We start from the raw sequence: 19,891 nt of genomic DNA on the forward strand, positions 1-19,891 counted from the left end.
GGTGGAGCGCGGGCCGGATGCGGCAAGAGTACCGAGCCTTGTTGCCGGTCACCGCATCGCACAGGATCGCCTTTTGGGCTTCATTGCGACGAATCGCTCCGTGACCGCTCGACGAGGCAATAAAACAATGGACAGCATTTTTGACGCTATCGATCGGGCATTCAGCGACGGCACCGCCGTGCCTGCGATGTCGCTGCGCGGCGGCAATGCCCTCGACAGCCACCAAGCACCTGCGCCGTTCGATGCCGAACTCGACCGTCCGGTCGCTGCGTATCTGGAAGCGCACCATTGGGGCGTCGCGCATCTCGACCCCATCTCGTGGCGCCACTACCTGCCGCTGCTTCTGCGATACGCCTTGCTCAAGCTGGACCAGGCGGATTCGATGGCGATCGACGCACTGTTGAGTTCACTGCGTCCACCCGACCGCGATCCACCGCGCTTCGCATCGCTCACCCAGCAACAGGAACAAGCCGTGATTGCAGTGCTGGACGCCCTCGCCTTCGAGGAAGCCTCAGCCTGGACGGATGAGGCCATCGTCGCTCTTGATGAGTACTGGGCGCCGGGTGCCCACTATCGCAACGGCCTCGCCACGCAAGAGTGACTCAGGCAGGGAGCGCTGGCACCATCAGGGAAGTTCGATAGCCGCGGCTTGGACGAGCCAGGCGGCCTCGACCGCACTGCCAACCCTCCTGATCAGGCGCCCCATGCATTCCTTGACCCTCACCTATGACGAACCCTTGCTGCGTCGAGCCGTACTCGGATTCTGGTGGCGGGTGGTCGGGCTGCGCTTCCTGATCGTGATGGCGCTCAATGCCATTGCCCTGGGCGTATTGCTGATGCAAAGGGACGGCTCCTGGCTGACCGGTCTGATGGCGACCACGTTCGCATTCGGCCTGGGCTTCGTCGTCTCGCTTTACCTCGTCCACTACCGCAACTCGCTGCGCAAGTTCAGGGCGATGCGCAACCCACAGGCGAGCTTGGTACTCACCGAAGCCGGTTTCAGCCTCTCCGCCGACAGCGGCTCCAGCACCCTGCCCTGGTCTGCCGTCGCCGAGCTATGGAAGTTCGAAACCTGCTGGTTGCTGCTGTTCTCGAAGGCCCAATTCGCCACGCTGCCGTTAAGCGACGTTCCGTCCGACGCCCAAGCGTTCATTCTTGAGCATGTGGCCGCGGCGGGCGGCAAAGTCGGCTGACGTTTCCTGCGACCGTGACCAACCGAAACACAGAGAGTCCGCATTAGATCTCGAACGCCTGCCATCTAACCGCCACGAGACATTCGATGAAGCACTCTTCGCTCCTCGCCAAAGCCACTTCGTTTCTTTGCGCTCTGACGTGCGCTGTTTCGTCGGCGCAACCACTAAAGGCCACTGCATTCGAAGAGAAACTTCAGCAGTTCGATAGCGTCATTGATTCTGTCCTGAGCAAATCCGACTCCGAGAAAGCTTCGGCGATCGAACGCAGCTACCGAGAGCTTTTCGAGAATGAATCGGCGCAAGCTCAAGCGAATCGATCGGCCAAGGACCTGTCGCTGGGGTTTCGCGCCGCCTCACAGGCGGCGTTCTATACGCTCGATGAGCGGTATATCGACGACATGTCGCATTACCTGAAGGCGCTGGAAGCGAGGCGGCAAGCCACTCCAGCGCAGTTTGCCGCCATGTATGGGGCGCTCGTCCAAACCCGGAATCTGGACGCTGCGCAAGCGCTCTATTCGCAGCATGCCAATCCCGAGATGGAGCCACTTCCACGACGAGAACAGATGCCCGCGACACAGAAGGGTCCAAGGGAGTGGAGCATCAGCGAGCAAGGCGTTCTATCGCTGAAGCTTCATCCGGCCCGTGCTGCGGAAATCATCGTGATATCCCATCCGTCCTGCGACTTCACCCGCCGCGCGGTGCAGGACCTGAAAGAAGTGCCTGGAGGATCGGCCTCGTTCTTTCGTGGCGCGCATTGGCTGACACCGCAGGATCGCCGATTCAAGGTCGACGTCCTTCGCAGTTGGAACCAGCAGCACCCCGACGCCAGGATGTCGATCGTCTACAAGGAAAAAGAGTGGCGCGGACTCGACGCCTGGAGCACACCGACCTTTTACTTCATCAAAGACGGACGGGTGGTCCGCAAGATCGTCGGCTGGCCCGGCCCCGAGCGGGTCCGGGACGTCATCGATGCGGCACGCGAGATCGGCATTTCCGACGCACGGTAGCCGCCACATGCCGGTGAACGGCTACGCCCTCACCCGCCCCGCAACACCCACAGCGAAACCACCCCGATCGCGACCACGACGCCGCCCACGACGCGCAGGTGGCGGTCGGGCAATGCCTGCAGTTGCTCGGCTGCGCGTTTCCAGCCGTTCGGGGCGACGAACAGGAACAGGCCTTCGAGCACTGCGACCAGGCACAGTGCCCGGATCAACTCACCGACCATGCACGATCAGCGGTCGGACTTGAGGTATTGCAGGAACGGATCGTCGCGGTCGAGCACGATCACGCTCTGGCCATCGGCGAAGGACTTGCGATAGCTTTCCAGGCTGCGCTGGAAGGTGAAGAACGCCGGGTCCTTGCTGGCAGCCTCGCCGTACATGCGGGTGGCCTCGGCATCGCCTTCGCCGCGCAGGCGCTGGGCGTCGCGTTCGGCTTCGGCCAGGATCACGGTCTTGTCGCGGTCGGCGGTGGCGCGGATCGCCTGCGACTGTTCGACACCTTCGGCGCGCAGCTGGCTGGCGACCTGCAGGCGCTGCGAACGCATCTGGTTGTACACCGAGGCCAGCACATTGCTGTCCTGCGGCAGGTCGATGCGCTTGATGCGGATGTCCTTGATGCGGATACCCAGGGTCGCGGCGCCCTTGTTGATCGTCTCCAACTGCTTGCCGATCACCGCTTCGCGATCGCCCTTGACCACGTCGAGCAGGTTCAGCGAGTTGATCTCGTTGCGCAGCGAATCGCGGATGATGGGCGCCAGGCGCTCGACCGCGACGGTCTCGTCGCCGCCGGTGGCCTGGAAGAAACGGCGCATGTCGTCGATCTGGCCGAGGGCGAAGAAGTCGACGCTGACGTCGAGCTTGTCGGCGGTCAGGTAACGCTCCGGCGGCGATTCCAGGATCTGCAGACGGCGGTCGAACACCCGCGCGGTTTCGATCAGCGGCCACTTGAAGCGCAGGCCGGGGCCGATGTCCTCGCGCACCACGGTGCCGAGGCGGAACACGATCGCGCTGTGGCCTTCGCTGACCACGAACACCGAGCCCAGCAAGGCGAGCAGCAAGGCGATGCCCGAGGCAATCAGGGCGGGAACTCTCATCGGATCACCTCATCGCGGGACTTGGGGCGCGCAGGCCGGCCGACATAGGGCACGGTGGACTGCGATTCGGTCGCGGTGACCGGGCTCAGCATTTCCGGCTGGGTCATCAGCGGCACGCTGACCGGACCCGGGGTGGTCGGCGCGCTGCGATCCATCGGCACGTACAGCACCTGGCGCGAATCGCCGCCGACGATCTTGCGGTTCTGGCTCAACACTTCTTGCACGGTGTCGAGCCACAGGCGCTTGCGGGTGACGTCGGGCGCGCTCTTGTACTGGTCGACCAGCAGCGAGAAGCGGGTCGCGTCGCCCTGGGCGCGGGCGACGGTCGAGGTCTTGTAGCCCTCGGCCGTGGTGCGCACGCGCTGGGCCTCGCCTCGCGCTTCCGGAACGATCTGCTTGGCGTAGGCCTGGGCCTGGTTGATCGAGGTGGTCTTGTCGGCGTTGGCGCGCTGCGCTTCGTCGAACGCGTCCTTGACCTCGTCCGGCGGGCGGGCGTTGGGCAGGTTGAGCTCGGTCAGGATCAGGCCGGTCTCGTAGTCCTTCAGCGAGGCCTGCAGGCGCTGGCGCACCTGCGCGGTCAGCAGGCTGCGCGCACCGAGCACGGTGTCGAGGTCGGAGCGCCCGATCTGCTCGCGCACGGCGCTCTGCGCGGCCTGCTTGAGCACGTCGTCGGGCTTGCGCGAGCCGAACAGGAACAGGCGCGGCGATTCGATCCGGTACTGGGCGTTGATCTCGACGTTGACCATGTTGCCGTCGCGGGTCAGCACCGGGATGGTCTCGGTGTAGGCCTGGCTCTGGGTTGCGTTGAGCTTGGTCACGCGCTCGATCGGCCACGGCGCCTTGAAGTGCGGGCCGGGCTGGAGGACGCGCGAGAACACGCCGAAGCGCAGGACCACGCCGCGTTCCTGCTCGGTGACGAGCACGAAGCAGTTGAACACCAGCCACAGGCCGATCAGCAGCGCGACCCAGCGCAGGATCCCGCCGCCTCCGTTGCCGAACAAGCCGCGCAAGGGCTCGATCACAGCATCGAGACCGCGACCTTGCGGTTTGCGTTGTCGCGGCGGACGCGGGTTGTCGCCGGAATTGTCACTGCCAGGGGTGTTCCAGGCCATGCCTGCTCCTAAAGATGTGGGCGCCGGGCGGGACGTCCTGTCCAGCCCGCTGCACCGGCCACGGCCTGCGCCGCGCCCGGTCCACGGCGCCGGTTGCGCCGCGGGAGTCCGCACGCAGTCACCCGCGCACGAACCCGTCGATTCTAGGTGGGGGCCTGAACGGCCTCAAGCAAGGGGCGCAATGCCTCGCCGTTGGCCTGGGCGAACAGGCGTTGGGCGTCGGCCACGGCCAGGTCGACCTCGACCAGCCAGCCGTGCTCGTCGGCCTGCTCCGAACGCACCGCGCCGAGCTCGTGCAGGCGTGCGCGCAGGCGCGCGTCCTGAGGCGCGATCCGCACGCTGCCGGCGACATGGCGCAGCTGCAGGGCCTCGCCCAGGGCGCTGCGCAGCAGGTCCAGGCCCTGGCTGTCGCGGGCCGACACCCAGACCCGGCTGCTGTCTTCGCCGGGCCGGTCGATGCGTGGCTCGACCCCGTCGAGGCGGTCGATCTTGTTGAACACCAGCACCTGCGGCAGGTCGCCGGCGCCGATTTCGTTCAGGACCGCGTCGACCTGGGCGATGCGCTCGTCGCGCAGCGGGTCGGCGGCGTCGATCACGTGCAGCAGCAGGTCGGCCTCGCGCGCTTCCGACAGGGTCGCCCGGAAGGCGGCGACCAGTCCGTGCGGCAGGTCGCGGACGAAACCGACCGTGTCGGCCAGCACCGCGGCGCCGCCTGAGAGCTCGATCCGGCGTACGGTCGGGTCGAGGGTCGCGAACAACTGGTCGGCGGCGTAGGCCTCGGCGCCGGTCATCGCATTGAACAGGGTGGATTTGCCGGCGTTGGTGTAGCCGACCAGGGCCACGCGCGGCAATTCGCTGCGCAGGCGCGCGCGACGCATCTGGGTGCGCTGCACTTCGACCTTGTCGAGCCGGCGCTGCAATTGCTCCAGGCGTTTCTGCAGCAGGCGGCGGTCGGTCTCGAGCTGGGTTTCGCCGGGGCCGCGCAGGCCGATGGAGCCGCCGCGCTGGCGCTCCAGGTGGGTCCAGCCGCGCACCAGGCGCGTCGCCATGTGCTTGAGCTGGGCCAGTTCGACCTGCAGCTTGCCTTCCGAGCTCTTGGCGCGCTGCGAGAAGATGTCGAGGATCAGGCCGGTGCGGTCGACCACGCGCCGTTCGAGGAAACGCTCGAGATTGCGCTCCTGGCCCGGCGACAAGGGGTGATTGACCAGGATCAGGTCGGCGCCGCTGGCCTCGGCCGCGGCTTTGACCTCGTCGAGCTTGCCGCTGCCGATCAGGGTCGCCGCGTTCGGGCGGTCGATGCGCGCGGTCAGGACCGCGGCCACGCTCGCGCCCGCCGACCGGGCCAGGTCGGCGAACTCTTCCAGCAGGTCCTCATCCGGCGGGCCGCCGGCATGAGGCTGGATCAACAGCGCGTGCTCACCCTTGCGCGAACGTTCAAACACGAGTCCGCACCGTCGGCGCGCGCGCCGCCATCGTCATCGGATTACTCAGTTTCGTCGCCGCCGTCGCCATTGTCGCTGCCATCGGCGGACTGCACATAGCCGCCGCCCGGACCGACGCGGACATTGCGCGCGGGAACGACGGTGGAAATGGCGTGCTTGTAGACCATCTGACTCACGGTATTGCGCAACAGCACCACGAATTGGTCGAAGGATTCGATCGTGCCCTGCAGCTTGATGCCGTTGACCAGGTAGACCGAGACCGGTACGCGTTCGCGACGCAGCGCATTCAGGAAAGGATCCTGTAGGGATTGCCCCTTAGACATCTTCTAATTCCCCAGCATGTTCTAGTTATTAGGACGGCACGCCCGGCACCGATGGTGCGGAGCACGGCCGTATCGCCGGCTGTTGTCCCCACAGGGCGACCGGCCGATGTTAACGCAAGTGATAGCAAACATTGCGACCCGGTTCCGGGTTTGCGCCCTCATTCTAAGCGCCGGATGTGCCTATGGCGGGCCGGCGCCCATAAACAGGGCCAAGGCGCCCTCCAGTTCGGCCGCATCGCGCAAAGGATCGAACCAACGTGCGTCAAGCTCGCCGCGCAACCAGGTCAACTGGCGCTTGGCGAGCTGGCGGGTGGCGTAAACGCCGCGATCGCGGAATTCCCGGGCGTCGTAGTCGCCGTCGAGGTGCTCCCAGGCCTGGCGATAGCCGACCGCGCGGATCGCCGGCAAGTCCTGCGGCCGCGAATGCGCCTGCAGCGCCGGCAACGCGCGCAGGCCGCGGACCTCATCGAGGAAACCCTGGGCCAACATCTGCTCGAAGCGGCGCTCGATGCGGGCATGCAGTACGGTGCGCTCGGCCGGCGCCAGCACCAGCTTGAGCACGCGGTACGGCAGGCGCGGCGTGGCGAGCGAATCGCGGCGCCAGTCGCTCATGCTGCGTCCGGACAGCCGGAACACTTCCAGCGCGCGCTGGATCCGCTGGGCGTCGGTGGCGTGGATGCGCGCCCCGGCCTCGGGGTCGACCTGCGCCAGTTGCGCGTGCAGGGCCGCCCAGCCGAGCGTTTCGGCTTCGGCGGCGAGCTGCGCGCGCGTGGCCGGATCGGCCTCGGGCATGGCCGACAGGCCGTGCAGCAAGGCGTGGAAGTACAGGCCGGTGCCGCCGGCGAGGATCGGCAGGCGCCCGCGGCCGGCGATATCGTCGAGCGCGCGGCGGGCGTCGAGCGCGAACTCGGCGGCCGAATACGGCTGCCAAGGCTCGCGCACGTCGATCAAGTGATGACGCACGCTGGCCAGCTCGGCGGCGCTCGGCTTGGCCGCGCCGATGTCGAGGCCGCGATAGACCAGGGCCGAATCGACGCTGACGATCTCGCCGCCGAGGCGCCGCGCCCACTCCAGGGCGAGCGCGGTCTTGCCCGACGCGGTCGGGCCCATCAGGGCGATGGCGAGCGGGCGGGGATCGGCGGAAGCGTTCATGCGGGACGGCGGCACGGCGGTGGAGCGAGCCGGCAGCCTCGCACAGGCGCGGGCATCGAGGAAGCGGCGGCACCGCCCGGCCCTGCCCGCCCCGTGGCCTGTGCGACGCGGCGCCGGCGCTCTCCACAGACATTGTGGAGAAGCACTGGGGCAAACCTGTTGATAAGCCCATCGCGCCCAGGCCTGGCAAGGGATAGCTCTTGTTTGTCGCTTTTTTGACCAGACGATGACGTTTGTCCACACAGCCTGTGGACAAGCCTGCGGACAGTCTGCCGCGGAGCAAGCGCAATCCGTTGCGGTGTAACGCTCGCGATAAGTTTGATCATTTATTGATCACTTATTTTTCTTGACTTGCATCTCATTGTCGGCATCCCCAACCGATCCGAATCGCCGCGCGGCGACAGCGCGCGCAAGCGACGCGAAGCGCTGTCCACAATCGCTGTGGACAAACCTGCGGACAGCGGCGATGCAATCGGGTTTCACGCCTTATGCCGCAAGGCCGAACCAACTATGGTGAAAATTTAACCATGCACGGAAACGGCCGAAATCGCTTGGCCGCGCATCGGTCCCGCATCGGTCCTGCGTTGGGCGAACGAGACTCGAACGCGCATCGCAAGCGCCGATCCCGCCCGGGATCGCGCAAATTTCCCCGCCGATGCACGAGCGCAGGCTACTGATTGCGCGAAACGGCTTGCGCAATGTCCACAATCGCTGTGGACAAAGCTGCGGACACACGCGATGGAAGCGTGTTTCACGCGTTGTGCGGCAAGGGCGCACGGATTATGGCGAAATTTTGACCACCGTTCCCGGGTCGAAGAACAAGCCTTGCCCACTTCGTCAAATGCTTGACTTCGCGAGCGCTCGCCCAGGCCAGGATCAAAGGCATTGACATGGCTCGATGCTTCGACGCCCGAAACTCAGGAGCGGCATGACCGCAGCGGCGAGCGCATCGAAACGGCCGCATCGCGCTGTCGACGGTGCCTGTGGACAAGGCTGCGGACAAACTTCATGCAACGTGTTTCACGCCTTGCGCGGCAAGGCTTTCGCGGTCATGGCGATTGTTGAAGACGATATGGCGCCGATCGGGCGACAGACCGCTTTCGCAACGATCTGCCGCTGAGCGCACAACGCCGCAGACCCTGCGCTGCGGCGACTACGGTTTTCTGCGCTCAGGCCGCGGGCCGCCGCTTCCGTTCCGGCAACCAGGTGCTTCGCGGCGGACATCGCAACGGCGAAGGGCTTACTCGTCGTCCGGCCACTTCAGGCTCGGGGCCGACGAGGCCGCGCGCCGCGGCATCGGCTGCGCCGCGACCGCTTCCCAGACCTTGATCGCGTCGACGGTGGCGGCGACGTCGTGCACGCGCAACAGCTTCGCGCCGCGCTGGGCGGCGATCAGATGAGCCGCGACCGAGCCGTGGACGCGCTGCTGCGCCTCGTCGCGACCGGTGAGCTCGCCGATGCTGCGCTTGCGCGACAGCCCCGCGAGCACCGGCACGCCGAGTTCGCCGAAACGCTGCAGCTGCGCAAGCAGGGCCAGGTTATGGGCGAGGGTCTTGCCGAAGCCGAAACCGGGATCGACGACGATCCGTTTCTTGGCGATGCCGGCCATCTCGGCGGCGAACAGGCGCTCGACCAGGAAGCGGTGCACTTCGGCGACGACGTCGTCGTAGACCGGCTCGGCCTGCATCGAACGCGGCTCGCCCTGCATGTGCATCAGCACCACCGGCACGCCGAGTTCGGCGGCGGCATCGAGCGCGCCTTCGCGGCGCAGGGCGTAGACATCGTTGATCAGGCCGGCGCCGGCCGCGACCGCGGCACGCATGACCTCCGGCTTGGAGGTGTCGATGCTGATCGGCAGCGCGGTCTCGCGGGCGAGACGTTCGATCACCGGGATCGTACGCCGCAGCTCTTCCTCCAGCGGCACCTCAGCGGCACCGGGGCGGGTCGATTCGCCGCCGATGTCGAGCAGGTCGGCGCCCTCCCCGGCCAGCTTCAGGCCGTGCGCGACGGCAGCCTCGAGGCTGTCGTGAGCGCCGCCGTCGGAGAAGGAATCGGGCGTCACGTTGACGATGCCCATGATCCGCGGGCGGTCGAGGACGAGGCGGCGGCCGTTGCAGTCGAGAGTCGTGGCGAGATCGAACATGAGATGGGGGACCGGAATCGGGAATCGGGAATCGGGAATCGGGAATCGGGAATCGGGAATCGGGAATCGGGAATCGGGAATCGGGAATCGGGAATCGGGAATCGGGAATCGGGAAGAGCGTCCGCGCTGCTCCGAGCTTACGCAAGCGCTTTGCAGCTTTCATCTCCGATCGGAAGCAGAAACGTAAGCCGGCCTGGCAGCGCGAATCCGCGATGGGTGGGCTTCGGCTTTACCCATCCCGATTCCCAACTGCCGAATCGCGGCCAAAAGAAAACGGCGCCCGGTTGCCCGGACGCCGTTTGCTCTTGCTCTACCAATCCCGAATCCCGGCCTGAAAGTCAGGTCTGCGCGGCAGGCCCGCCGATCTGGCTGCCGGGGCGGCCCGGACCCGGGTCGTCCTTGGAGATGCGGCCCGACTTGGCCCAATCGGCCGGCGGACCCGGTTCGCGGCCGGCCATGATCTCGTCGATCTGCGCGGCGTCGATGGTTTCGTACTGCAGCAGGGCCTCGGCCATCATGTGCAGCTTGTCGAGGTTGTCCTTGAGGATCTGCGAAGTGCGGCCGTAGGCCTTGTCGAGGATGCCGCGCACGACTTCGTCGATCCTGCGCGCGGTCTCGTTCGACACGTTCTTGTGCTGGGTGACCGAACGGCCGAGGAAGACTTCGTCTTCTTCTTCGCCGTAGGCGATCGGGCCCATCTCGTCGCTGAGGCCCCACTTGGTGACCATGTTGCGGGCCATCTTGGTGGCGCGCTCGATGTCGTTGGACGCGCCGGTAGTGACCTTGTCGACGCCGAAGATCAGCTCTTCGGCGACGCGGCCGCCGTACAGCGAGCACAGCATCGATTCGATGGCCACGCGGTTCATCGAGTACTTGTCGCCTTCCGGCAGGTACATGGTCACGCCGAGGGCGCGGCCGCGCGGAATGATGGTGACCTTGTAGACCGGGTCGTGCTCGGGCACGACGCGGCCGACGATGGCGTGGCCGGCCTCGTGGTAGGCGGTCAGCTTCTTCTCGTCTTCGCTCATGGCCATCGAGCGGCGCTCGGCGCCCATCAGGATCTTGTCGCGCGCCTTGTCGAAGTGCTCCATGCGCACGTCCTTGCCGTTCTCGCGCGCGGCGAACAGCGCCGCCTCGTTGCAGAGGTTGGCCAGGTCGGCGCCGCTGAAGCCCGGGGTGCCGCGGGCGATGGTCATCGGCTCGACGTCGTCGTGCAGCGGCAGCTTGCGCATGTGCACGCGCAGGATCTGCTCGCGGCCCTTCACGTCCGGCAGGCCGACCACGACCTGGCGGTCGAAACGGCCCGGACGCAGCAGCGCCGGATCGAGCACGTCGGGGCGGTTGGTCGCGGCGATCACGATCACGCCTTCGCCGCCTTCGAAACCGTCCATCTCGACCAGCAACTGGTTGAGGGTCTGCTCGCGCTCGTCATGACCGCCGCCGAGACCGGCGCCGCGATGACGGCCGACCGCGTCGATTTCGTCGATGAAGATGATGCACGGAGCGTGCTTCTTGGCCTGCTCGAACATGTCGCGCACGCGGCTGGCGCCGACGCCGACGAACATCTCGACGAAGTCGGAACCGGAAATGCTGAAGAACGGCACCTTGGCTTCGCCGGCGATGGCGCGCGCGAGCAGGGTCTTGCCGGTGCCCGGCGGGCCGACCATCAGCACGCCGCGCGGGATCTTGCCGCCGAGCTTCTGGAACTTGGAGGGATCGCGCAGGAACTCGACCAGCTCGCCGACTTCTTCCTTGGCCTCGTCGCAGCCGGCGACGTCGGCCAGGGTCACCTTGACCTGGTCCTCGCCCTGCAGCTTGGCGCGCGAACGGCCGAAGCTCATCGCCCCCTTGCTGCCGCCCTGCTGCATCTGGCGCATGAAATAGACCCAGATGCCGATGAACAGCAGCCAGGGCAGCACGTTGATCAGGATCACCACCAGCGACGGGCTGCTCGACTGCGGCGTCTGCACGGTCTCGACCTTGTGATTGAGCAGGTCGTTGATCAGGTAAGGGTCTTGCGCGGCGTAGGTGGTGAACTTGGTGTCGTCCTTGCGCGTGCCGGTGATCGTCGTGCGATCGTCGGAGAACTTGATCTCCTTGACCCGGTCGCTCTGGACCTGGGCGATGAACTGATCGTAGGAGATCGCATCGGTGCCCGCCGTACGCGGGCCGAACGCCTGGAACACCACCATCAGTACGACGGCGACGATTACCCAAAGCAGCAGATTCTTGGCCAAATCGTTCATGTATTTCCTAGCCTGCGGCCCTGTGGGGCCTCGTGTCCTCCGACGCCTCTTGCGCCGGCGGTACCGCTCAGATTGTCACACCACCCGCCGCCGGACACCTGCCAAAAGCAGGTGGGTCGGCCGGCCGCCGGCCCGACGCCTTGGCGTTCAGGTCGGCGTGGCCCGCTTGCCCTGCGCCAGCGCGTACACCTCCGGGGATCGCTTGCGCGAGGCCGCCGGCTTGCGGATCGAGACCTTGGCGTAGCGACGGCGCAGTTCCCGCACGTAATCGTCGAAGCCCACACCCTGGAACAGCTTGATCAGGAAGGTGCCGTCGACCCTTAGGTGCCGGTCGGCGAAATCCATCGCCAGCTCGGAAAGGTGCATCGCCCGCGGCAGGTCCACCGCGTCCACACCGCTCATATTGGGGGCCATGTCCGACAGCACAAGGTCCACGGTCTGTCCGGCCAGGGCCTGCTCCAGCTGGGTTAAGACCTGGTCCTCGCGGAAATCGCCGAGGATGAACTCGACCCCGGCCAGGCCGGGCATCTCCAGGATGTCCAGGGCGATGATCCGGCCCGGCTTGGCCGCGTTGAGGCGGTCCAGCTCCTGGCGGACCCATTGCGACCAGCCGCCCGGGGCGGCGCCGAGGTCGACCACGACCATGCCCGGCTTGAGCAGGCGGTCGCGCTCGACCAGCTCTTCCAGCTTGTAGGCGGCGCGCGAACGCAGACCTTCGGCCTTGGCCTTCTTCACGAAGGGGTCTGAGAAGTGTTCCTTGAGCCAGCGTTGGCTGCTTTTGCTGCGGGTCGCCATGTGCGGGCGGCCGTCCCGGTGGGGGTTGGGGACGCCATGATACCCTGAGCGCCCCTCCCGCTCCGTTCGTGTGACCCAATGCCCACCCTGTTGACCTCCGCCCAGACCCGTTTCCTGCGCGGACAGGCCCACGACCTCAAGGCCATGCTCCAGGTCGGTGGCAAGGGCATCACCGATGCGCTGGTCGCCGAGGTCGATAACGCCCTCGAGCACCACGAACTGATCAAGATCAAGGTCGGCGCCGAAGACCGCGACACCCGCGACGCAGCCATCGCTGAGATTGCCGAGCGTACCGACGCCGCCCTGGTCCAGCGCATCGGCCATACCGCCGTGCTGTACCGCCCCAGCAAGGAAAAGCGCCAGATCGTCCTGCCGCGGACCTGATGAGCCGGGAATAGGGAATGGGGAATGGGGAACCGGAAAGCCCCACCCCTGCTCCGCTCTGGCTTCAAGCCATTCCCGACTCCCGACTCCCGATTCCCGCCCCCATGCAACTGACCCTGGAACGCCCCGATCACGAGTTCTACCTGCGCGGCGCCGACGGTCAGGTCGCCCTGGTCAACGATCGCCGCCTGGAACGCAGCTTCATCCTCGCGCCGAACCGGCTGATCGAGGACTGGCCGGTGCTGGACGTGAAGACCCTGACCATCGAAGACCTGGCGCCGGTGTTCGCGCTGGAACCTGAGTTGATCGTGCTCGGCTGCGGCGCGACCCAGTCGTTTCCGCCGGCCGCGACCCTCGCCGCCTGCCTCGGCCGCGGCGTCGGCCTGGAAACCATGACCAACCCCGCCGCCGCGCGCACCTTCAACGTGCTGGCCGGCGAAGGCCGGCGCATCGTCATGGGGTTCGTGCTCGGGGCATGAAGTGCGCCGGGCCCCGCTTGCGGTGGCCCGCGCTTGGCTTCGCCCCGATGCTGGCGACGCTGCTCGCCGCCTGCACCCTGCCCACGCCGGCGCAGCGTTACCAGCGCTGGCTCGGCGACGGCCAGCAGGCCGCCGTCGAGGAATACCGCCGTTATCTGCACGCTCACGGCGCCGGCGAGTCCGTACCGATGATGCAGTTGCTGCGCAGCGGCCGCCGCTGGCGCATCTGCGGCGCGCCCGAGTTCGCGTTGCCGCCGAAGCCGGCCTGGCCCGACACGGTGCGCAGCCTGCGCCTGATCGCCGAGCTAAGGCGCGCCGGGCTGCTCGACGGCGCCGAGATCACTTCCGGATACCGCGACGAAGCCCTCAACCGCTGCGAAGGCGGCAGTTCGCGCAGCCGGCACATGAGCGGCGGCGCCTACGATTTCGATCTCGCCACCGACGCCCCGACACGCGAGCTGTGCGCGTTCTGGCGCCGGCGCGGACCGGCGAGCGGCTTCGGACTCGGGTTCTACGATGCTCGCCATCTGCACATCGACACCACCGGGTTCCGCACCTGGGGGCACGACTACACTTACCGGACATCGCAGTGCCTGCCCGGCGTTCGCCTGAAACATGAGGCAAACCAAGCCGGCGCACGATGAAGAGCGATATCGCTCCGCGGGTCGGCATCGCGGCGAAGGTTTCGCATCATCGTTGTCGCCATGCCCGAACCCACCGTCAAGCACGATCCACGCGAGCGCCTGCGGCTGGCTGGGCAACGGACCGGGCTGTTTCCTTTCATGCCGGGAATGGACGCAAGCATCGCGCCATCATGATCGTGGCTGGCATCAAGTCGCCCGAGTTTCGTCTTCCAGGCGCAACGAGTAGCTGTACGAGTCGGTCCGCAGATGCAGAAGGGTCTTGCTCGCCGGGACGTAGACGATGCGCACCGCATCCTCCGGCAGCAGCGCATGGAACAAGCGGCTTTCCACCAGGAACACGATCGTCCGCGGCGGCGGCCCATCGACCGCCACCGTGATGAAGCAATAAGGGCTGCCGCCGCCTTCGGAACTCTCGGTCCGCATCTGGCTGATGCGGCCGGAAACGCTGACCTTGACCCCCATGTCGAGATCGGACTGCAACTTGTCGTCTTCGTTCGACACGACGAAAGCCACCACGGTCGCCGCCAGGAGAACCGCGACCACCATGGCCGCGGTCGCTCCTTCGTCGATGCCGTTCACGCTGGCCACCATGCATACCGCCGCTAGAACCAGGCCCAGGGCGCAGAGGAAAGCGACGATTCCGCAGCCGCTCATTCGCCTCGCAGCCAATCTGTCCCGGTCGTGTCCGTTGAGCGGTCCGGTTACGCGCGGCTTCGCCGCCTGCGGCGTGTCGTCGATGCTCGCCGTCGCTTCCGGGCGAAGCTGCCCCAGATCGTCCTGGAGATCGAGATCCGCTCGCGTGGACGGCGCCATCCGCCGCAGCTTTCGCGCTGCGTCGCGCTGGGCTCTGCGCAATCGCAAACGCGCGTCGGCCGAACCGTCGTACTCCGGTGCGGCCTGCGAAGCCGCATCCTGCGCAACGAGCTCGTACTCGCATCCCACCGCAACGACGCTGATGACGGTCTTGCTGGCCGGCGCATAGGCGATCCGGACTTGCTCGCCGTATTCGACTTCGAAGAACACACGGTCCGGCGGGGTAAATTCGAGCATGCACGGCGGGGTTTCCTCGGTCCGCAGCTGGATGCGGTAGCGAGATTGCTCGCCGTCATGACTGACTTTCACCACCGTCGCCGCGGCGAGCCGCTTGAGGCCGCCGTCCATGTCGGCCTGAAGGTTCGCGTTGGCGCCGGAACGGCCCAGCACCGTCAGCGCCGCCATTGCAAGGCCGGCGAGCAACTCCATCGCGGTCCAGAAAGCGCCGTAACGTTCCCACGTCAGCAACACCATCACCAGCGTCATAACGACGATCAATATCGCAACCGGCACGCCATCGGACTTGAGCGCATCCAGGCGCGCGATCTCGTCCTGGCTCAGCGGCCGGGTCGTATTTTCGTCGGGCGATGCCGTCATGCTGATCCTTCAGGCTGCTTTTTCGCGGGCTTATTCTGCACCGACCCGGCCCACCGCTCGCGGGCGGAGGCTTCTGCGTTCGAACACCGGGGCACGGCCGGTAAACGGCAGGCGCGGCGGCGCCTAAAGCGGCGCCAGGCCCAACTGCGACAGTTTTCGCGCCATGCCTTCGGGCGTATTGAGCGTGTGCAGGCAGCCCCCGTCGGCCCGTCGATAAGAAATCAGGCCGCCATCGATCAGCCACGCCACGACAATCGCGTCGCGCGCCCGGGCGCTGCGGTGTTCGGACACGGGAATATCGGAACCGAGCAGGTCCGCGGGCATCAGCGCGGGATCGGCGTCCTTGAGCACGAACCGGCCCGGGCAGTCGACGATGTCGATCCATGGCCAGGCCGCTTTCAACGTCGCGAAATCCATGGGCTCGCTCGGCGCCCCGCCGCGACGGCGGGTGCGCGGCCGATTATTTCGCCGGCAGGTACAACAAGGGGTCGACCGGCTTGGCGTTGTAGCGCACCTCGAAGTGCAGCATGTCGCGCGCGGCGCCGCTGCGGCCCATCTCGGCGATCTGTTCGCCGGACTTGACCACCTGGCCTTCGTTGACCAGACGTTTGCGGTTGTGGCCGTAGGCCGACAGCCATTGTTCGTTGTGCTTGACGATGATCAGTTCGCCGTAACCGACCAGGCCGGTACCGGAATAGACCACCACGCCGTCGGCGGCGGCACGCACCGCCGCGCCGCTGGAGCCGCCGATATCGACGCCCTGCTTGGTCGGCTCGTTGGCGACGTAGCGGCTCAGCAAGGGGCCGTCGGCCGGCCAACGCCAGCGGATGCCGCTGTTGACCGGCGCGGCGACCGGCGCTGCGGGCGTGGGCCGCGGCGCGCTGGTGCCGCCGCTCGACGGCGTGCCCGCCGACGGGCGAGCGCCACCGCTGGGCGGGTACAGGCGCAAACGCTGGCCAGGGTAGAGGGTGTAAGGCGGCGAGAGGCCGTTCCAGGCAGCGAGATCGGCGACCTGGATGCCGTTGTTGGTGGCGATGCGGTACAGGCCTTCGCCGCGCTGCACGACGACCGTGGCGCCGGGCTTGGGCCGGGACGGACGCGGCGGCGCCGGACGCGACGAGGGGCGCGACGGGCCGCGGCTGGAATGACCGCGCGAGGGTTCGCGGACCACCGTGCTCGAACAGCCGATCAGGGCAAGCGCGGCCAGAACGCAGGCGGCCATCGCCAGGGTCGGGGTCCGGGTCGTCTTGATCATGCGCATCCTCTTGCAGCGTCCATGTTCCGGTGTTTCGTCATTGCGGGGTTCGCAGCGGCCTCAGCCCTGTTGCGAGCGCCATATCAGCCAGACTACGGCGGCCGCGATGATGGCCGTGGCAATCCAGCCGATCGGCTCGATGTAGCGTCGCAGCGTCGCCTCGGCGCGTTCGCCGCCGATGCGGATCGCCAGCGCCAGCAGGAACACGCGCTTGCCGCGGCCGATCAACATGCTCAGCACGTATTGCAGCATAGGCACGCCGACGATACCCGACGCCCAGGTGAACACCTTCATCGGGATCGGCATGAAACCGCCGAGGACCAGGAAGGTGAACACCGCCCACGGCGATTCGGCCATCTTGGCCTGGACCGTGGCGATGCCGGACTCGATGCCGGCGAGCATGCCCATCGCCGCGAACACCGGCTTGAGCGCCTCGAAGGCGTAATGGCCCAGGGCATAGCCGACCAGGGCGCCGGCCATCGAGCCGATCAGGCTCAGGGTGGCGAACCAGAACGCGCGCCGCGGCGCGCCAACGCACATCGGCGCCAGCATGACCTCGGGCATGATCGGAAAAATGATGGCTTCCACGAAGCTCAAGCCGGTGAGATAGGCCGGCGCGTGGCGATGCCGGGCCCAGGTCAACGCGCGCTCGTAGAGCGGTCCGAAGATCTTCAAAAGCGAACCCCTGTCGGGTGAGGTGTCAGTCGATCATGCCCGACAGCAATGGCACGAAGACCACCGGCGCGAGCGTGTGTTGGCTGATGTTGCCGTCGGCATCCTTGCGCAGCTTCAACAACGACTGCGACGAGGACGCGCCGACCGGCGCGATCAGGGTGCCGCCGACGGCGAGCTGGTCGGTCAACGCATCGACCAGCGCAGGCGCGGCCGCGGTGACGATGATCGCGTCGAAGGGACCATTTTCGGGCCAACCGATGCGGCCGTCATCGTGCTTGCTGCGCACGTTGAGACCGAGTTGGCGGAACCGCTTACGCGCGGTGCGCAACAACTCGCCGATGCGTTCGACGGTATGCACTTCCAGGCCAAGCGCGGCGAGAATCGCGGCCTGGTAGCCCGAGCCGGTGCCGATTTCCAGCACTTTGCCGGGCATGCCGTCTTCGAGCAGGGCCTCGGTCATCTTGGCCACCACCCAGGGCTGGGAAATGGTCTGGCCGTGGCCGATCGGCAAGGCGGTGTCTTCGTAGGCGCGCATCGCCAACGCTTCGTCGACGAACAGATGGCGCGGCACCGTGCGGATCGCGTTGAGCACGCGCTCATCGCGGATGCCGGCCTCGCGCAAGCGCTCGACCAGGCGGTCGCGCACGCGTTGCGAGGTCAGGCCGCTGCCGATCGCTTCGGGCTGCAGGCGCATGCGCTGGATCATGCGGTCGACTCCGGCGCCCGCGGCTCCGGCTGCGCCAGCGCATCGGCCAGGCCGCCGACCCAACTGGCGACTTGTTCGAGCGCCTGATAGCGGGTCAGGTCGACGTGAATCGGAGTGATCGAGATGCTGCCGGTGCGCACGGCCTGGAAGTCGGTGCCGGGGCCCGCGTCCTGCTCGGCGCCGGCCGCGCCGATCCACCACCACTGGCGGCCGCGCGGATCTTGTTGCGGCGTGCAGGCTTCGGCGCGGTGGCGGTTGCCCAGGCGGGTGACTTCGAAGCCGGCGATCTCGCCCCAGGGCAGGTCGGGCACGTTGACGTTGAGGATGGTGTCGGCCGGCAGCGGATCGGTGCGCAGGCGAGCGATGATCTCCACCGCCGCGCGCGCCGCGGTTTCGTAGTGATGGCCGACATGGTCGGCGGTCGCCAGCGACATGGCCACGGCCGGCAGACCGAGGAAACGGCCTTCCATCGCCGCGGCGACGGTGCCCGAATAGATCACGTCGTCGCCGAGGTTGGCGGTGTTGTTGATGCCGGACACGACGATGTCGGGCTCGGCTTCGAGCATGCCGGTGATCGCCACGTGCACGCAGTCGGTCGGGGTGCCGGACACGCGCCAGGTCGACTCGTCGAGCTTGTGCACGCGGATCGGCATGTCCAGCGTCAGCGAATTGCTGGCGCCGGAGCGGTCGCGATCGGGGGCAACCACCAGCACCTCGTGACCGGCCTCGCGCAGCCCCTGAGCGAGAATGCGAATGCCGGGTGCGTCGACGCCGTCGTCGTTGCTGACCAATACGCGCATGAGGATTCCGCAATCAAAGGCAGGATGATACCCGATCTGGCCGGGGGGTTCGGACGGGCGCCTGGCGTTAAGATGGGCTCCGTACCGACTGAATGCAGGTAAGGCATGCAGTATTGGGAGCATATCGATCGCGTGTTTCGCGCCCAGTCGCTCGACGAGGTGAAGTCGGCCACGTCCGCCTATACCAGGGCGCTCGGGTTTCAGCATCATGGCTATGCGATGAAACTGCAGGAGCCGGCGCTGCAGCCCGGCCACGGCAGTGGGCCGTCCAAGGATTTCTTCTACTTCGAGGATTTCGACAGCGACTGGTCCAAGACCTACCCCGGCCTCGCCTCGGCCCAGGCCGAACGCTCCGACCCGCGCATCATCCAGGCCCGCGAGGGCCTGCCGGCGGCGTCATGGAACTGTCGCGGCCAAACCAGCTACGAGCTCGGCCAACGCGTCTACCTGATGCAGCGCACCCGGCGCACGCTCGAGATCGCCGGCGAACACGGCCTGCGCGGCGGCATCACCGTGCCGAGTTGGTCGCAGGGCATGCGCTGGTCGTTCATGACCTTCACCCACACCGCGATCGTCGACCCGCGCGAGATGGTCCCGACCGTCGCCTCGGCGGTCTATTTCGTCAACTGCATGCAGGCCACCCTCGACCGCCTGATGCGCCAGCGCCCGTCGCTGCCGACGCTCAGCGAGCGCGAGCGCGAAGTGCTGCGCTGGTCCGCGGTCGGCAAAACCTCGTGGGAGATCTCGATGATCCTGCGGATCAGCGAGCGCACGGTGAACTTCCACCTGCAACAGGTCTCGCGCAAGCTCGGCGTCAAGGGCCGGCGCGCCGCCTGCGCGCGTGCGGTGGCGCTGGGGCTGATCTTCCTGTAACCGCTGCCTGTAACCGCTGCGGCCGCCAGCGAGCCCGCGCCGATTCGGCCGCTGCGCTCGCCCGGGCCGCGCCTGCCTGCCCGGCGCTGCCCTCACCTGTCTGTTCTTACAGGCCGGCCCACGCGTTGCCCGCCGTCCATGCTGAACTGAATGCTCGCGGT

23 protein-coding genes are annotated in these 19,891 nt (G+C 67.0%); 8 read left to right on the forward strand and 15 right to left on the reverse strand.

The window, feature by feature from the left end; translation table 11 throughout:
* The first annotated feature begins 127 nt into the window (after positions 1-127).
* The 3 genes from GLA29479_RS03650 (at position 128) to GLA29479_RS03660 (ending at position 2,200) form a co-directional block, all read left to right on the forward strand.
* On the forward strand, positions 128-601 hold the full coding sequence (locus tag GLA29479_RS03650) for a DUF6714 family protein (RefSeq protein WP_057970812.1): 474 nt from the start codon (positions 128-130) through the stop codon (positions 599-601).
* A 103-nt stretch (positions 602-704) separates the two neighbouring features.
* A complete protein-coding gene (locus GLA29479_RS03655) occupies positions 705-1,193 on the forward strand; it encodes a YcxB family protein (protein WP_057918739.1) in 489 nt (162 codons plus the stop codon).
* A gap of 86 nt (positions 1,194-1,279) precedes the next feature.
* Positions 1,280-2,200 carry a YbbN family protein gene (locus GLA29479_RS03660; RefSeq protein WP_057970813.1) on the forward strand — a complete coding sequence of 307 codons (921 nt, stop codon included), beginning with the start codon at positions 1,280-1,282 and terminating at the stop codon, positions 2,198-2,200.
* A 29-nt stretch (positions 2,201-2,229) separates the two neighbouring features.
* On the opposite strand, the gene GLA29479_RS03665 is transcribed toward GLA29479_RS03660, so the two are convergent.
* The 6 genes from GLA29479_RS03665 to miaA all read right to left on the reverse strand — a co-directional run bounded on the left by GLA29479_RS03665 (position 2,230) and on the right by miaA (position 7,320).
* A complete protein-coding gene (locus GLA29479_RS03665) occupies positions 2,230-2,421 on the reverse strand; it encodes a DUF2065 domain-containing protein (protein ID WP_057970814.1) in 192 nt (63 codons plus the stop codon).
* 6 nt (positions 2,422-2,427) lie between these two features.
* Positions 2,428-3,291, reverse strand: a complete 864-nt coding sequence (hflC, locus tag GLA29479_RS03670) for a protease modulator HflC (RefSeq protein WP_057970815.1) — start codon at positions 3,289-3,291, stop codon at positions 2,428-2,430.
* On the reverse strand, positions 3,288-4,403 hold the full coding sequence (hflK, locus tag GLA29479_RS03675) for an FtsH protease activity modulator HflK (protein ID WP_057970816.1): 1,116 nt from the start codon (positions 4,401-4,403) through the stop codon (positions 3,288-3,290). Before hflK ends, hflC begins: the two co-directional genes overlap by 4 nt.
* Before the next feature lie 143 nt (positions 4,404-4,546).
* Positions 4,547-5,845 (reverse strand): ribosome rescue GTPase HflX, encoded by a 1,299-nt coding sequence (gene hflX, locus GLA29479_RS03680; protein ID WP_057918744.1) that lies wholly within the window; start codon positions 5,843-5,845, stop codon positions 4,547-4,549.
* Between the two features lie 41 nt (positions 5,846-5,886).
* Positions 5,887-6,168, reverse strand: coding sequence for an RNA chaperone Hfq (gene hfq, locus GLA29479_RS03685; RefSeq protein WP_031374342.1), 282 nt, complete (start codon positions 6,166-6,168; stop codon positions 5,887-5,889).
* Positions 6,169-6,348: 180 nt separating this feature from the next.
* Entirely contained in the window at positions 6,349-7,320 is a 972-nt protein-coding gene (gene miaA, locus GLA29479_RS03690; RefSeq protein WP_057970817.1) for a tRNA (adenosine(37)-N6)-dimethylallyltransferase MiaA, read from the reverse strand.
* Between the two features lie 928 nt (positions 7,321-8,248).
* Here miaA and GLA29479_RS24300 point away from each other — a divergent pair.
* A complete protein-coding gene (locus GLA29479_RS24300; protein ID WP_144436336.1) occupies positions 8,249-8,440 on the forward strand; it encodes a hypothetical protein in 192 nt (63 codons plus the stop codon).
* 120 nt (positions 8,441-8,560) lie between these two features.
* Here the strand turns inward: GLA29479_RS24300 and folP are convergent, their stop codons facing one another.
* The 3 genes from folP to rlmE all read right to left on the reverse strand — a co-directional run bounded on the left by folP (position 8,561) and on the right by rlmE (position 12,504).
* Positions 8,561-9,463, reverse strand: coding sequence for a dihydropteroate synthase (gene folP / locus GLA29479_RS03695; protein ID WP_057970818.1), 903 nt, complete (start codon positions 9,461-9,463; stop codon positions 8,561-8,563).
* 338 nt (positions 9,464-9,801) lie between these two features.
* Positions 9,802-11,709, reverse strand: coding sequence for an ATP-dependent zinc metalloprotease FtsH (ftsH, locus tag GLA29479_RS03700; protein ID WP_057918747.1), 1,908 nt, complete (start codon positions 11,707-11,709; stop codon positions 9,802-9,804).
* Between the two features lie 147 nt (positions 11,710-11,856).
* Entirely contained in the window at positions 11,857-12,504 is a 648-nt protein-coding gene (gene rlmE / locus GLA29479_RS03705) for a 23S rRNA (uridine(2552)-2'-O)-methyltransferase RlmE (protein WP_031374346.1), read from the reverse strand.
* A 78-nt stretch (positions 12,505-12,582) separates the two neighbouring features.
* Here rlmE and yhbY point away from each other — a divergent pair, with 78 nt between their 5' ends.
* The 3 genes from yhbY to GLA29479_RS03720 all read left to right on the forward strand — a co-directional run bounded on the left by yhbY (position 12,583) and on the right by GLA29479_RS03720 (position 14,011).
* On the forward strand, positions 12,583-12,888 hold the full coding sequence (gene yhbY, locus GLA29479_RS03710; RefSeq protein WP_031374347.1) for a ribosome assembly RNA-binding protein YhbY: 306 nt from the start codon (positions 12,583-12,585) through the stop codon (positions 12,886-12,888).
* A 104-nt stretch (positions 12,889-12,992) separates the two neighbouring features.
* Positions 12,993-13,367, forward strand: coding sequence for an Mth938-like domain-containing protein (locus GLA29479_RS03715; RefSeq protein ID WP_057970819.1), 375 nt, complete (start codon positions 12,993-12,995; stop codon positions 13,365-13,367).
* A 47-nt stretch (positions 13,368-13,414) separates the two neighbouring features.
* Positions 13,415-14,011, forward strand: a complete 597-nt coding sequence (locus GLA29479_RS03720; protein ID WP_057970820.1) for a D-Ala-D-Ala carboxypeptidase family metallohydrolase — start codon at positions 13,415-13,417, stop codon at positions 14,009-14,011.
* 186 nt (positions 14,012-14,197) lie between these two features.
* On the opposite strand, the gene GLA29479_RS03725 is transcribed toward GLA29479_RS03720, so the two are convergent.
* From GLA29479_RS03725 to surE, 6 genes are all read right to left on the reverse strand, one after another.
* Positions 14,198-15,421, reverse strand: a complete 1,224-nt coding sequence (locus tag GLA29479_RS03725) for a hypothetical protein (protein WP_057970821.1) — start codon at positions 15,419-15,421, stop codon at positions 14,198-14,200.
* A gap of 123 nt (positions 15,422-15,544) precedes the next feature.
* Positions 15,545-15,838 (reverse strand): hypothetical protein, encoded by a 294-nt coding sequence (locus tag GLA29479_RS03730; RefSeq protein WP_057918752.1) that lies wholly within the window; start codon positions 15,836-15,838, stop codon positions 15,545-15,547.
* A gap of 43 nt (positions 15,839-15,881) precedes the next feature.
* Entirely contained in the window at positions 15,882-16,676 is a 795-nt protein-coding gene (locus GLA29479_RS03735) for a peptidoglycan DD-metalloendopeptidase family protein (RefSeq protein ID WP_144436337.1), read from the reverse strand.
* A 60-nt stretch (positions 16,677-16,736) separates the two neighbouring features.
* On the reverse strand, positions 16,737-17,351 hold the full coding sequence (locus tag GLA29479_RS03740) for a YqaA family protein (RefSeq protein ID WP_057918754.1): 615 nt from the start codon (positions 17,349-17,351) through the stop codon (positions 16,737-16,739).
* A 25-nt stretch (positions 17,352-17,376) separates the two neighbouring features.
* A complete protein-coding gene (locus GLA29479_RS03745) occupies positions 17,377-18,057 on the reverse strand; it encodes a protein-L-isoaspartate(D-aspartate) O-methyltransferase (RefSeq protein WP_057918755.1) in 681 nt (226 codons plus the stop codon).
* A complete protein-coding gene (gene surE / locus GLA29479_RS03750; RefSeq protein WP_057918756.1) occupies positions 18,054-18,857 on the reverse strand; it encodes a 5'/3'-nucleotidase SurE in 804 nt (267 codons plus the stop codon). Before surE ends, GLA29479_RS03745 begins: the two co-directional genes overlap by 4 nt.
* Before the next feature lie 105 nt (positions 18,858-18,962).
* Here surE and GLA29479_RS03755 point away from each other — a divergent pair, with 105 nt between their 5' ends.
* Positions 18,963-19,730 (forward strand): helix-turn-helix transcriptional regulator, encoded by a 768-nt coding sequence (locus GLA29479_RS03755; RefSeq protein WP_057918757.1) that lies wholly within the window; start codon positions 18,963-18,965, stop codon positions 19,728-19,730.
* Positions 19,731-19,891: the final 161 nt, after the last annotated feature.

This window comes from Lysobacter antibioticus, from assembly GCF_001442535.1.
GTDB lineage: Bacteria > Pseudomonadota > Gammaproteobacteria > Xanthomonadales > Xanthomonadaceae > Lysobacter > Lysobacter antibioticus.